Origin of the sequence: Lentzea alba, from assembly GCF_011067745.1 — a bacterium.
GTDB classification, from domain to species: Bacteria; Actinomycetota; Actinomycetes; order Mycobacteriales; family Pseudonocardiaceae; genus Lentzea; species Lentzea alba.
Window position 1 is genome coordinate 38130 of sequence record NZ_JAAMPJ010000001.1, and the last position, 13335, is coordinate 51464.

Here is a 13335-nt window from a genome sequence, read left to right on the forward strand (position 1 = left end):
TTCGTCCTGAGGCCGCACCTCAGGCATCGGACGATCACGCAGTCCTCGGCCGTGAACCCCTTACCCGACCGACACCGCGCGGGCCCGGGCCAGCCGGGCCCGGATGTCGTCCGCCTCAGACGCGCCGAGCTCGGTGAACAGGGCCAACGCCCGCTGCCAGTGCGCCGCCGCCCCCGCCGCCCCGAGCCGGTCGAACACCGCCGCCAGCCGGTCGTGCGCCAGCGCCTGGTGGTAAGGCGACACCGCGTCGCAGGCCACCGCCAGTGCAATGCGGGCCGCCGACAGCGCGCCCTCGGTGTCGCCGGTCTCCAGCAGCGCCGTGGAGACGTCCGTGTGGCACGCCGCCTCACCGCACTGCTCGCCGACCTCGTGGTACATCCGCAGCGCCACCCGCAGCCACGGCAACGCGTCGTCGAACCGTTGTGTGTGCAGGTAGAGCAGGCCCAGATGGTGGTGCGCGTTGGCCTCGGCCCACTTCGAGCCGGCGACCCGCGAGATCTCCATGGCCTCGCGGTAGTGGGCCTCGGCCTCCGCGGCGCGGCCCAGGTCCTGCAGCAGTCCCGCGACCGTGGTCAGCGCGCGGGCCTGCTGGTGCACGTCTCCCTTGCGGCGGGCCACTTCCAGGGCGCCGCGCTGGGCGTTCAGGGCCTCGTCGAAGCGTTCGAACTGCAGCAGGGCCACGCCGAGGTTGAACTGCATGACGAACCGGGCGTCGTCGTCGTTCAGGGCGATCGCGGCCTGCAAGGCGGCTTCGGTGAGACGCAAGGAGGTCTCGCGCTCGGTCCGCAGCCACAGGTAGCGCGACAACGTGTACGGCAGCTGCCAGGCGTGCACGTGCCAGCCGGACGCCGACGCGTGTTCGGTGGCGGCGATCAGGTTCGCGCGCTCGGCGTCGAACCAGGCCATCGCGTCCGCGGCACCGGACAACGCCGGCACGTGCACGGGACGGTGTTCGGGCGCCACCAGGACGCTGCCGCGGTTGATCGGCAGCATGCCGTCGGCCAGGTCGGAGCAGTGCAGGTAGTAGTCCAGCATGCGGCCCGTGGCGGCACGGCGTTCCGGCTCGGACAGTTCGCCCGCGAGGGTCTTGGTGTAGACGCGGACGATGTCGTGCGCGACGTGCCGGCCGGGTTCGCTGACGGACAGCAGGTTCGCGGCGGTCAACGCGTCCAGCGCACGCTGGGCCTCGACCAGAGACACGTCGCCCATCGCCGCGACCACGTGCGCGGTCAGGTCCGCGCCGGGGTGCAGGCCGACGATCGCCAGCAGGCGCGAAGGCACCGCGGGCAACGCACGGCGTGAGGCGTCCAAAGCGGCCCGTACGGTGCCCTCACCGTCCTCCAGACCGAGTGCGGCCAGCCGGCCCTGCTCGTCCTGCAGTTCCTCGACCAGTTCGGCCACACCGAGCTTCGGGGACACGGCGAGCCGGGCCGCAGCGATCCGCAACGCCAGCGGCAGGCCGTCGCACAGCTCGGCCAGCTCGCGCAGGGCGTGGGCCTCGATGTCCGACCGGCCGGCGATGCGGCCCAGCACGTCGACGGCGGCGTCCTGGTCGAGCATGTCCAGCTCGATCAGCTTCGCCTCGACCTGCGCGACAAGTCCGACCAACCGGCGCCGCGACGTCACCACGACGCACGACGGCGCGCCCGGCAGCAGCGGCAGCAGGTCCGCGGAGCTGCGGACGTTGTCGAGCATCACCAGCATGCGGCGATCGGCCAGCAGGGTCCGGAGCACGGCCGAGCGTTCGTCGACCGAGACGGGCGTGTCCCCGGCCGGGACGCCGAGGGCGCGCAGGAACCGGTTGAGCACCTCGCCGATCTCCAGCGGCTCCCGGTTCGGGTCGTAGCCGTGCACGTCGACGTAGAGCTGGCCGTCCGGGAACTCCTCGCGGACCCGATGCGACCAGTGCAGTGCCAGCGCGGTCTTGCCGACCCCCGCCGGGCCGGTCACCAGCAACACCGGTCCGTCGTGATCACGCAGCAGCACGTCCATCAACGCCAGCTCGGGGTCCCGGCCGACCAACGCGACGGGTGCGCGCGGAAGCTGCGCGGGGATCGTCATCGGCGGGGGTTCCGACGGGGAGGCCTGCGCGGGCAGGCGGACCGGCGCGCGTTCCGGCTCGGGGCTGTCCCCGGCCAGCACGGCCTGGTGCACGCGCCGCAGTTCCGGGCCCGGCTCGACGCCGAGCTCCTCGATCAGCACGCGCCGGGCTTCCCGGTACGCCGCCAGCGCCTCGGCCTGACGGCCCGCCTGGACCAGTGCCCGCATCAGCAGCCCGTGGCCGCGTTCGCGCAACGGGTGCTCGGCGACCATCGAGGTCAGCTGCGAGACCAGCGCGGGTCCCTGCCCGATCGCGAGCCCCAGCTCGGCCCGTTCCTCCAGCACCGCCAGCCGGCGTTCGACGAGCCGGCCGCGTTCGACGTCGCAGAAGAGCCCGGACACGCCACCGAGCGGTTCGGCGCGGAACAACGCCAGCGCGTCGTCCAGCTCGACCGCGGCCCCGGCGAGGTCACCGGCGGCGCGCATGCGGTTCGCGAGCAGGACCTGACGTTCGAACACGTCGAGGTCCAGCGCACCGGGCTCGACGCGCAGCAGGTATCCGTCGCCGACGGACGTCAGCAACTCGGCCGGAGCCCGCCGGGCACGGGTCGGTTCGAGCGCGCGTCTCAATCCGGCGACGTACGTCTGGACGAGGTTCACCGCACTCGAGGGCACGTTGTCGCCCCAGACGGCCTCGATGATCTGCCCCCGGCTGACCGGGGTGTTGCGCGCCAGCAGGAGCACCGCGAGAACGGCGCGCTGCTTCGCCGCCCCGAGATCAACCTCGTGACCTGCGCGAACGACCCGGAGAAGGCCGAGAACCTCGAACCGCAGGGGCTCCTCGCCGTTCGTCACCGACCTGTCCTTCGCCTGGTGGCCACCTGGAGCTTGAAGATCACTTCAGTCGGGCTCCAGTCGTGCTGTAGAAGGCATTCTTACGCTTAGCGTGTCCAACCAACCACAGACGGCAAGATCAACGGAAACGAGGATCGGGCAGTCGGGACAGGTTGGACCGGACAGCGGAACACCCGCTGCTCCCCATGATCGACGTGGGTCGGCCGGCGTGCAAGGGGCATCCAGCCCGCGGCGGCGGAACGCCGGCCGGCCCACGTCCCCCTTTGCGCACGAAGGCCCGGCTGGACCACCAGCCGGGCCTTCGTCGTAGGTGTACCTGTCAATCAGCTGACAAAAGAGCCGGTCTTCGCAGCGGCGAGGAAGGTCTCCCACCCGGCGTCGCCGAACCTCAACCGCGCTCCGTCCGCGTTCTTGCTGTCACGGACCGCGGCACCGGCCCGGACGAGCGCGATCTCCACGCACTCGGGCCCACCGGCCGACGATCGGCTGCTCTTGCGCCAACGCAAGCTTTCCACTGTCTGTTCACTCCCGGTCGCAGTCACGCGAGAGTGCGAGCGATCCCCGTGATCAGGGCGGCCGAATCCCTGGAGTTCAGGGCGGATTTCACAAGACGCTCGAACATCTCGGCGTACCAATGGACGTCTGATTGTTGCTCCAGGTAGACGCCACTTCTAGTGCTTTCGATGTACACAACCTCGGGGTCGAGCTGCTCGGGAAAGCTCAGGATGACGAACGGGCCGTCCATCGCAGCATGACCACCGGCGCTGAACGGCACGACCTGCATCGTGACGTTCGGCAGTGCACCGACCTCGAGCAGACGCGCCATCTGCGCGCGCATCACCTCGATGCCGCCGACGAGCCGGCGCAGGGCGGCTTCGTCGATCACGACGTGCAGGCGCAACGGGTCGTCTTCGCTCAGCAAGGCCTGCCGTGCCTTGCGCAACCGGACTCGCCGGTCGATCTCGGCGGTGCTCGAGTCCGGCAGCACCTGGGAGATCAACGCCCTCGTGTACGCCTCGCACTGCAGCAAGCCCGGGATCATCAGCCCCTGGTAGGTCCTGATCGAGTCCGCGTCGGCCTCGTAGCCCACGTAACGACCGGGCACGATGTCGCCGAACTCGTCCCACCACGCCTTGCGACGGGCTTCCCTGGCGAGCTGGACCAGTTCTTCGAGGGTGGCGTTGTCCGCACCGTAGGCCGCGAGCATGTCCCGCACGTCGCGTGGGCTCACCCCCACGCGTCCGGTCTCGATGCGGCTGATCTTGGAGGCCGAGCACTCCAGGCGCTCGCCCACCTCCTCGATCGTCAGCTCGGCCGCTTCGCGCAGGCGCCGGAGCTCGCTGACGAGCCGCCGCTTGCGCAGGGTCGGGCTGCTACCCCGTGGCATCCACACCTCCTGGTCACTCTCAGTTTGAGAGCAAAGGAGCAGTCCGCAAAGGGACGTCATCCATTCGTGTACTGCAACTTGCAGATCGCAGGGAGGGCAGGCCAGTCTGCATGGGTTGCTCACGTAGGGACTGGAGCTCTGAGCCTGATGGCCGTCACGGTGTTCAGCCAACTGGACAAGTCGCTGCACTCCCACCTGGCCACACTCTCCGAGCTCGCCCAGCGCGGCGACGACCAGACCGCCCTCGTGCTCGCCAGGGTTGAGCTGCCGAGGGTGGTCGCGGTGGTCAAGGCGTTGCTGGACGAACACCAGCCCGACGAACACGGCCGATGCGCCACCTGCAAGCGCGGCTGGTTCACCCGCAGGATGCCCGCACCGTGCCGCGCCTACCTGTCCGCGCAGCTGATCCTGACCGTGGTCGGCCAGGAGACTTCACACGGCAAGCACCTGCGCTCGGTAGGCTGAATTTCGAAACTCGATAGTTCTTCAGAACTGTCGTGACTTGGGCCGGCTCCGCACCCCCCGACCGGAGCCGGCCCATCTTTCTGCTCACCTCGCGTGACGGCGTCTAGTCAAGATCAACACGGTTGGCTGAAAGATCTGTCACAGCACCGTTTCCGGCCCCATCATTGGTGGCGACGCGGCCTGATCCCGCCCCACGATGCCTGTGCCGACACGGAGGTGTTCCCGTGCCGACCCCGCATGACCGCGCCGACGCGCTCGCTGCCGTCCGGCCGCGCCGCTTGCTGCCCTTAGAGCGCCTCTAGAGCGCTCCCTCTCAGCTCACTCCCCTCCCCGCCTTGTGCCCACGCCGCACAGGGCCATGCCGCCATTTCCAGGAAAGGGAACGTCTGTCGTGAACCATCCGCAGAAGTCCGACGCCGGCGACCACACCCCGCACGGTCCACCGCTGATCCTCAAGCACGACCTGCCCGCGAGCTTCGTGCTGTTCCTCATCTCGATCCCGCTGTCGCTGGGCATCGCGCACGCCACCGGCGCGCCGCTGATGGCCGGGATCATCTCCGCGGTCGTCGGCGGTGTGGTCGTCGGCGCGATCAGCGGGGCGCCGTTGCAGATCAGCGGGCCGGGAACCGGGCTCGTGGTGATCGTGGCCGGACTGGTGGCGCAGTTCGGATGGGCCGCCACCGCGGCGATCACGCTGGCCGCCGGGGTGTTGCAGCTGGCCTTGGGACTCACCGGCATCAGCCGCGTGGTGATGTCGCTGTCCCCGGCCGTGGTGCACGGAATGCTCGCCGGCATCGGGATTTCCATCGCCGCCGGGCAGCTCGTGGTGGTGCTGGGCGGCACAGCGGCGTCGTCCGTGCCCGCGAACCTCGCACTGCTTCCGGGACAACTGGCCGGCGTCGCGCTCGGGCCAGTGGTGGCAGGCGTGGTGGCGATCGCGGTCCTGCTGCTGTGGCCCAGGGTTCCGCGCGCCTCGCTGGTGCCCGCACCGCTGGTCGCCGTGGCCGCCGCGACCGCGCTGGCGTTCGCGCTGCGCCTCGACGTGGCCAAGGTCGACCTGCCGGACAGCCACGCGCTGGTGTTCCCCGAAATACCGCAGGGCAGCATCGGCGCGGTGGCCGCGGCCGTCGTCACGGTCGCGCTGGTGGCGAGCATGGAGTCGTTGCTGTCGGCCGTCGCCACGGACCGGCTGCACGACGGGCCGCGCGCCCGGCTGGACAAGGAGCTCATCGCGCAGGGCACCGGCAACGTGGTCGCGGGCGCGCTCGGAGGGTTTCCGATCAGCGGTGGCCTGGCGCGCAGCTCCACGAACGTCGCGGCGGGCGCGAAGACCCGTTACGCCGCCATCTTCCAGGGCGTGTGGATCGCGGTGGCGGTGCTGGCGTTCGCGCCCGCCCTGGAGCTGATCCCGTTGGCGGCGCTGGCCGGCGTGCTGTTCGTCGTCGGGCTCAAGCTCGTGTCGATCAGCCGGATGCGCAACCTGATGCGGCACCGGGAGTTCCTGGTCTACGCGGCGACCGCGCTGGGCGTCGTCCTGTTCGGACTGCTCGAAGGCGTGGTCGCGGGCCTGGCGATCGCGTTGCTGCGCGCGTTGTACCGGTTGACGCACTGCTCGGTGCGCGTCGAGGGCAACCGGGTGTGCGTGCGCGGATCGTTGGTGTTCCTCGGGATCGGACGGCTCGTGCGCGAGCTGCGCCGCCTGCCGCCGGCGCAGACCGTGGTGCTGGAACTGCACATCGACTACCTCGACCACGCGTCATACGAGGCGATCAACGACTGGCGCGAGAACTACGAACGGCTCGGCGGCCGGGTGCACGTCGACGAGGTGCACGACACCTGGTACGACCGCGCGAACCAGGGCAAACCGGGGCAGCGCAAAACGTTGCCCGGTCCGCTGCCCCGCTGGTTCGCGCCGTGGTCGCACTGGCAGGGCCCGGCGGACGCGGTGACGCTGCCCGCTCAGCGGTCGTCCGCGGAACAGTCCCCTTCGGCGAGCGATCCCATGATCCTGGGCATGCACGAGTTCGAACGGCGTTCGGCGCCGTTGGTGCGGCCGTTCCTGCACGAGCTGGCAGTGCGCGGGCAAAGTCCGCAGCAGTTGTTCATCACGTGCGCCGACTCCCGCGTGGTGCCGAACCTGATCACCACGTCCGGTCCGGGCGACCTGTTCTGCGTGCGCAACATCGGCAACCTGGTGCCGATGGCCTCCGCCGACGACAGGTCGGTCGGCGCGGCGATCGAGTTCGCCGTCGAGATCCTCAACGTCAGCACGATCGTCGTTTGTGGACACTCCGACTGCGGCGCGATGAAGGCACTGGTGAACGGATCTGCTTCGCGCGGCTCACACCTGCACTCGTGGCTGCGCAACGCCGAGCCGTCGTTGATCCGGTTCCACGCGCCGACGTCGCCCGGCTGCGCGGAACTGCCGGTGGCGGACCGGTTGGCGGTCGCGAACGTCGCCCAGCAGCTGGACAACCTGCTCGGCTACCCGAGCGTCCGCGAAGCCATCAACGCGGGCACATTGACGTTGAAGGGCATGTACTTCGACATCTCGAACGCCCGCGTCTACCTGGTCGACCCGGACCGCAACGGCCTGGAACCCGTGCCGGCGCCAGCCTGAGCACAGGCAAGGAGCCGCCCCGCGCTGTGGAGCGCGGGGCGGCTCCGGGATTCAGTTGTCGGCTAGCAGACGTCCCTGCCGGTGCAGCGACCGCCGAGCCCTAGTGGCACCGGAATACGGCCCGCGAAGTTGTTGACGCCCCGGCCGATGCCATCCAACAGGGTCTTCGTACCCCGCACCCCATACCAGATCACTGGTGTCCCAACCTCGTTGAGCGTCCACCGCATGCCCATCTTCGGGAAGTGCTGCAGGTGCTCCAGTACCGACTTGTCACCAACGTCCCACATGTCGGCCATCGCGGCGCCCGCGATGATCTGCGCGCTGCCCGGCCCCTGGAGGACAGTCGCTCCCGCGAACTCCCGCACGACCAGGTAGCTGCCCAGCGTGTCTCCGAACCAGTCGTTGATACCCTTCATCCTCTTCTTGAACTCTTTGTATTCCTCATCAGCTGTGAGCGGCTGCGGAGGCACCACCGGTGTGGGGATGGCTTCCGGGCGTTCCTCCTCACGCACCCGTTCCGCCGAGGACTTCCCGTTGTTCCTCGACCCACCCGATCCGAACGGGTTCGACCAATCGGTACCACCGTCGCCGAACGGGTTCGACCAGTCGGTACCACTGTCATCGGACAGGCCCCAGTCCCACTCGTCGTCGCTCCAGCCGCCACCGAGCCCGTCCTCGAAGAACAGCCCGGTGGGATCGGCGAGAGTGATCGGGCTGTTGTTGGCGTAGGCATACGCATTCATCTGCTGAGGCGTTTCCTTGTCCATCAACGGGTCGACCGACGTGAACCGCCCCGAATCGGCGTCGTACTGCCGCACACCGACGTTGGTCAGCCCACCCGGCTCCTCCGCTCCGAAGAGGAACCCGTGCTTGTTCGGCCACGCCGCCGACTGGCTGCGGACCTCACCGAAAGGCGTCTGCCGCCGTTGCGCCACAACCTGGTCGGACTCGGTGATCGCGAGGTTCGCGGTGCCCTGCTCATCTGCCACCAGCCAGGTCACGCCCTGGGACGTGCGCTGGGCAACGACCTTGTTCTGGTAGCTGTAGAACCGGGTGGTGTCCACCGCGCCGGAGGCCTTGTCCAGCCGGACCTGCATGTTAGACAGGAACAACGTGGTCCCGGAGGCGTCCGAGCGAACGAGCCGGTTGCCCTCCGCGTCGTCCACAAAGGACGACACGCCGCCACCGTCGGACGACGACGCGAGGTTGCCCTCCACGTCCCAGGTCAGCTTCTGCTCACCGGCGGAACCCGGCCGCGAGGTCGTGTTGCCGATTTCGTCATAGGTGTAGGACGTCGTACGGGTGCCGGAGTTGTCGGTGACAGTGGTGCCGGACAGCGCGTGCGGCTTGGGAGCGCGCGCTTCGGGATATGCGTACGTGGTGGTCACGTCCCCCTTGGGAGTCGCGTGCTGCACGCGTGACTTGCGGTTTCCGATGGCGTCGTAGCCGAACGACTGCCAGTACGCGGCCGGGCCGCCCAGTGCCCCGGCGTCGGGAGAACCGGCACAGTCACCCGAGGAAGGTGTCCACGCCTCGGTCAGCCGCTGGAGGTAGTCGTAACCGAAGCACTGCGTGTCGGTTCCGTCGGCCACCTTCACGACGTTGCCCGCCGTGTCGAAGTGATTGCGCACGTCGGCGACCGTGCGGGTGCCGGTCTCCTTCGTCGTCTTCGTGGCGAAGAGCTTGCCGTCGTCGAGGTAGCTGTAACCGGTCTCGAGGAGCTTGCCGGTGTTGCTGACAGCCAGTGACACCACACCCGGTTTGTTCAGGTTGGTGTACTGCGTGCCGGCCACGTAGGTGCCCTCGGGGGTGAGACCGACCTTGTGCTTCAGCACGCTCGGCCGGGCCTGGTCGTCGTAGCGGTACTCGATGACCTCGGTGGCCAGTGCGCCTGCCTTGGGGTAGGAGCTGGTGGCCAGGTCGCCGTTGGCTTTGTAGGTGTTCTTGAACTCGTAGGTGCCCGCGAGCTTGCCCGCCGGGGTGGCCGTGGTGTCCGGGACGGTGATCTTCGTGGCGGTCTGCTGGTACTGGCCGTCATAGCCGGTGACCTCGCTGACGAACGCCTTGCCGTCCTGGAACCGGGTGCTGGCGGCCGGGTACCCCTTCTCCACGAAGTCGTAGGTCCATGCCGCGCGCTTCACACCGGACTCACTTCCCTCGTACAGCCCCGTTTTGCGGCCGAGCACGTCGTAGGTGTAGACGAGCTTGCGATTCTTGGGGTCGGTGACCGAGGTCTTGTCGCCCGCGTTGTTGTACTCCGTCCTCGTGACTCCCGCGTCCGGGTCGGACTCGGAGACGCGCCGGCCACGCACGTCGTAGCCGTACGTCCACGTGTTGCCGGCCGGGTCGACGACCGTCTCCTCCTGGTTCTTCTTGGTGTAGGTGTACTTCGTGCTCTGGTGATCGCCGATCGGCTGGCCCGACCGGTACTCCCGCAGCTCGATCTTGCGGTCGCGGCCGTCCTTGATCGTCGTGCTGGCCGTGCCTCCGGGTGGCGGCGTCACGTCGACGCGGTCACCGCCGTACCGAGTGGTGGTGACCTCTTTGACCGTGTTGTAGGCCTTCACGGTCTCGGTCACCGGACGATCGGCCGCGTCGAACGTCGTCAGCTTCTGGTTCAGGATGCCGTTGTCGTTCAACGCCACGAACAAATTCGTGTTCGGGGCACCGCTGACCGGGTAGCCGGGGTTCTCCTTGGCCTTGCGCCCCACCGGGTCGTAGATGGTGTCGCTGATGACGCGCGCCCCGTTCGGAGCGGGCTTCTGCGTCTGCCGCACCCGCAGGAAACCGTCGTACAGCATGGTGCTCACGACGTACCGAACGTCGTCGGGGTGCAGTTCCTCCGTGGTCACCGTGGTCGGTGCGGTCGTGCGGAACTGATAGCTGTGTTTGATGTGCGGCTCGGATGCGCCCTTCGTGCGGCCGGGCTTCCAGACGCCCGTCAGCCTGCCCAGCGCGTCGTAGCCCCGGCCGGTCACCTTGCCGTTCGGGTCGGTGGCCGACAGGACCGCGTCCGCCCACGCCGGCTCCAGCGTGGTCGCGGTGCGGTGGTTGAGCGCGTTGGTGGACGTCTTGCCTGTGACCGGACCACCGGTGGCGGGCGTGTACGCGGTGGCCGTGCGGGCGTCGCGGCTGTCCCACTTCTCGATCTCACGGCCGTGCACGTCGTAGTTCTTGCGCTCGGTGACGGCATAGCTCGCCTTGCCGTCGAACCCGGAGATCTCCTCGACCCGCGTCACGTCGCCCTTCACCGGCGCGACACCGTTCGCCTTGCCGTCGTAGGAGGTCAGCCTGTCGCTGACGATTTCCTCCTGCCTGGTGGGCGTCTTGTCACAGGACAACGCGTAGACGTGCTCGCGCGACTCGAGCCCGATCAGCCACTTGCCGGTGTCCTGCACGTAGGACGTACGGGTGCACTGGTCGTCCTCGGCCGTCTTGATGTCGCCGAGGTCGTTCTTCACCAGCGGCTTGCCGGTCTTCTGGTCGAAGTCCGTGGTGATCTGGGTGCGCATGTGGCCGCGCCCGGCATCCAGTGCGATGCGATGTTTGGTGGTCCTGTCGTCCACGAACCGCGCCTGCACCACGGAGCCGGCCGCGTCGCGCGTGGAGGTCGGCTCGGACAGCCACGGCTCGATGATCTCGCCGGAGATCTCCGCGCCACCGGGGCCTGCGAACGTGCGCTTCTCCCGCTCCCTGCCTTCCAGACCCGGAGAGTCGGCGACCTTGCCGCCCTCGGAGTCGGGCACCTGAACCGACCGCTTGCCACCACCGGGCAGCCGATCGCCGTCCATGCCGCGGAAGTAGGTCGTCTCGCCGTAGCGGGTGCCCTCGCCCGTGCCCTCGGTCACGCGGACCTTCTGGTAGCCGCGCCACGAGTTCCAGGTCTTGACCTTGTCCAGGACGAGACCGTCGTCGTCCGCGAAGTGCCATGCGGCCCCGTCGACGTACTCGTAGCTCGACGTCTTCACCGGCGCGCCACCGGTGTGGTCCACTTCGGACACGGCGGTGACGACGTACTTGTGGAAGTAGTCGAGCGTCGGGTCTGTCGCACCTGTCCTGGTCCAGTACGCGGGATGACAACGCAACGTGTTCGCCTCAGGCGCGCCCGGCATCACCTTGCCCGCGACGCACTCCGGACCGGAGTAGGAGATGGCGATCTCGCCACCGGTCTCGTTGCGGATGCGTTCGACGCGGCGCCAGCTCATCGGCGGGGTGTCCGGTCCGAAGCCGTGCACGCGGTTGGGCTTCGAAACACCCGCGAACGTCACTTCTGGCAGGCTTGCGGTGCCACCGACGTGGCCGGTGTGGATGATGCCGTCGAGCCACAAGCCCGCCCTGGTGTTGTCACCGGGGTCCGGGTAGCTGTGCCGCAACGTCCACGAGTCGACCGCGCGGCCGCCGGTGCTCGTCGTGATCTTGGCCAGGCGCTTGGTGTTCCAGAACGTGGGCGAGCCCACCAGGCACGGCGTGCCAGTGCACTCGAGGTCCCACGGAACGTCCTTCCACGTGGTGGCGTTCTTGGTGCCGCAGTTGGCCTCACAGCGGTCGGCCTCGCCGAACACCACCTGCGCGGGCACACCCGCGTACTCGGCGTCCGTGCGGGTGCCGTAGTCGATCCGCGTGAGCCTGCCGCCGCGGACGTACTCGACCAGCTTTTGCGCGTCGAGGTTGAACGCGTACTTGTTCGTCTCTTTGGCGTACCACAGCGACATGGAGTTGCCGTGCGCATCGACCACGTAGTCGAGGCCCCATCGCCACGCCTGAGTGCAGGACGACGCCGCGTAGGTCGCGGCCTTGCACGGCTCGTTCGCGTGGTTGCCGAGCACCGGCGCGGTGAAGACCGACTGGGTTTCCCCCTTGCCCGCCGCCCAGCCGGGCAGGCGCTGCAGCCCGAACCAGTACTGGGTGCCCTTCTGGTCGGTCACGACCCAGTGCTCGCCGTCGTTGTCACCGTTGGCAGCGCCGGTCCGCTTCTCGATCCGCATGCCTGACTCGGTGCGGGCGCGGAACGTGCCGGAGGCGTCCCGGATCAGCTCGACGGTCTGACCACCCAATGACATCACCGCGTTGTCCGAGAACCAGCACAGATCGCCGGTCTTGGTGGTGTTCACCGCGCCGTTGCCCATGTCGTCGGAACAGCCGCGATAGCCGCGCTCGATGTAGCCGGGTGACAGCGAGAAGCCCTCACCTACCCACGACGGCTGGTTGTTGGTCGCGGCGGTCTGCCCGTCCACCGACTGCGAGGAGTAGTCCAGCGCGAGGTCGGGTGCCGGACCACCGATCGACGGCGGGAAGCGCAGCGGATAGTTCCAGAAGAAGCCGCCCGACGAGCCGCTGTGTTCCCAAGTGTTCGACGCTTTCAGGTCGGTCGCCTTGAAGTCGCCCGTGCTGCCTTCCGGAGCCGGTTCCACGGCGACCAGGCTTCCGGCGGGCGCGTCACCGGTGATCCGCGTGCCGTCGTTGGTGGAGGGAACCGGCTTGCCCGCGCACTCCGCCTTGCCGGGAGTGGACAGCGCGCACTCGGGCAGCACCACGAGCCGCAGCCGGTTGCCGTAGTCGGCGCCGAAGGCGGTGCGGAACTTCGAGTAGTCGACGGACACCTTCGCGGTCTTCTCCCGCGACTCCCCGACCTTGAGCACCATCGGCCGGGTTTCTTTGCGGCCGAGCACCTCGACGGGCACTGCCGCCGCGCCCGCGAGCGCCGTCGCGAAACCCGCCGTCTTGGCGGCCTGTGGCCACTCCGGTGCGGGCACCGGGCGCTTGGCCGCCTCGTCGTCGGCATCAGGCGCGAACGGCAATGCCACCGCGTCCTTGCCCTGTACGACCGGATGTTGTTGCGCTTGCTGTCTTTCGTAACCCGCCGCCCCGGCCACCGCGGTGCCCGCGAGCAGCCCGGCCACGACGATCGGCACCAGGCCGATCGTCAGGCCGGCTGTCGTCCTGCGCATCGAGTCCCCCATCTTCTCGG

6 protein-coding genes are annotated in these 13335 nt (G+C 68.8%); 2 read left to right on the forward strand and 4 right to left on the reverse strand.

Annotated features, from left to right (window positions below):
* Positions 1–60: 60 nt before the first annotated feature.
* From G7043_RS00185 to G7043_RS00195, 3 genes are all read right to left on the reverse strand, one after another.
* Positions 61–2895 carry an AfsR/SARP family transcriptional regulator gene (locus G7043_RS00185; RefSeq protein ID WP_166042713.1) on the reverse strand — a complete coding sequence of 945 codons (2835 nt, stop codon included), beginning with the start codon at positions 2893–2895 and terminating at the stop codon, positions 61–63.
* A gap of 323 nt (positions 2896–3218) precedes the next feature.
* Positions 3219–3401: a DUF397 domain-containing protein gene (locus G7043_RS00190; protein WP_207310494.1), complete on the reverse strand. Its 183-nt coding sequence runs from the start codon at positions 3399–3401 to the stop codon at positions 3219–3221.
* Positions 3402–3433: 32 nt separating this feature from the next.
* Entirely contained in the window at positions 3434–4282 is an 849-nt protein-coding gene (locus tag G7043_RS00195) for a helix-turn-helix domain-containing protein (protein ID WP_166042715.1), read from the reverse strand.
* Positions 4283–4429: 147 nt separating this feature from the next.
* Between G7043_RS00195 and G7043_RS00200 the strand changes: the two genes are divergently transcribed.
* Both G7043_RS00200 and G7043_RS00205 read left to right on the forward strand, forming a co-directional pair.
* Entirely contained in the window at positions 4430–4747 is a 318-nt protein-coding gene (locus tag G7043_RS00200; protein ID WP_166042716.1) for a hypothetical protein, read from the forward strand.
* A gap of 391 nt (positions 4748–5138) precedes the next feature.
* The gene (locus G7043_RS00205) at positions 5139–7367 is read left to right on the forward strand and encodes a SulP family inorganic anion transporter (RefSeq protein ID WP_166042717.1); all 2229 of its coding nucleotides are present in this window, start codon (positions 5139–5141) and stop codon (positions 7365–7367) included.
* A gap of 62 nt (positions 7368–7429) precedes the next feature.
* Here the strand turns inward: G7043_RS00205 and G7043_RS00210 are convergent, their stop codons facing one another.
* Positions 7430–13315: an RHS repeat-associated core domain-containing protein gene (locus G7043_RS00210; protein WP_166042718.1), complete on the reverse strand. Its 5886-nt coding sequence runs from the start codon at positions 13313–13315 to the stop codon at positions 7430–7432.
* Positions 13316–13335: the final 20 nt, after the last annotated feature.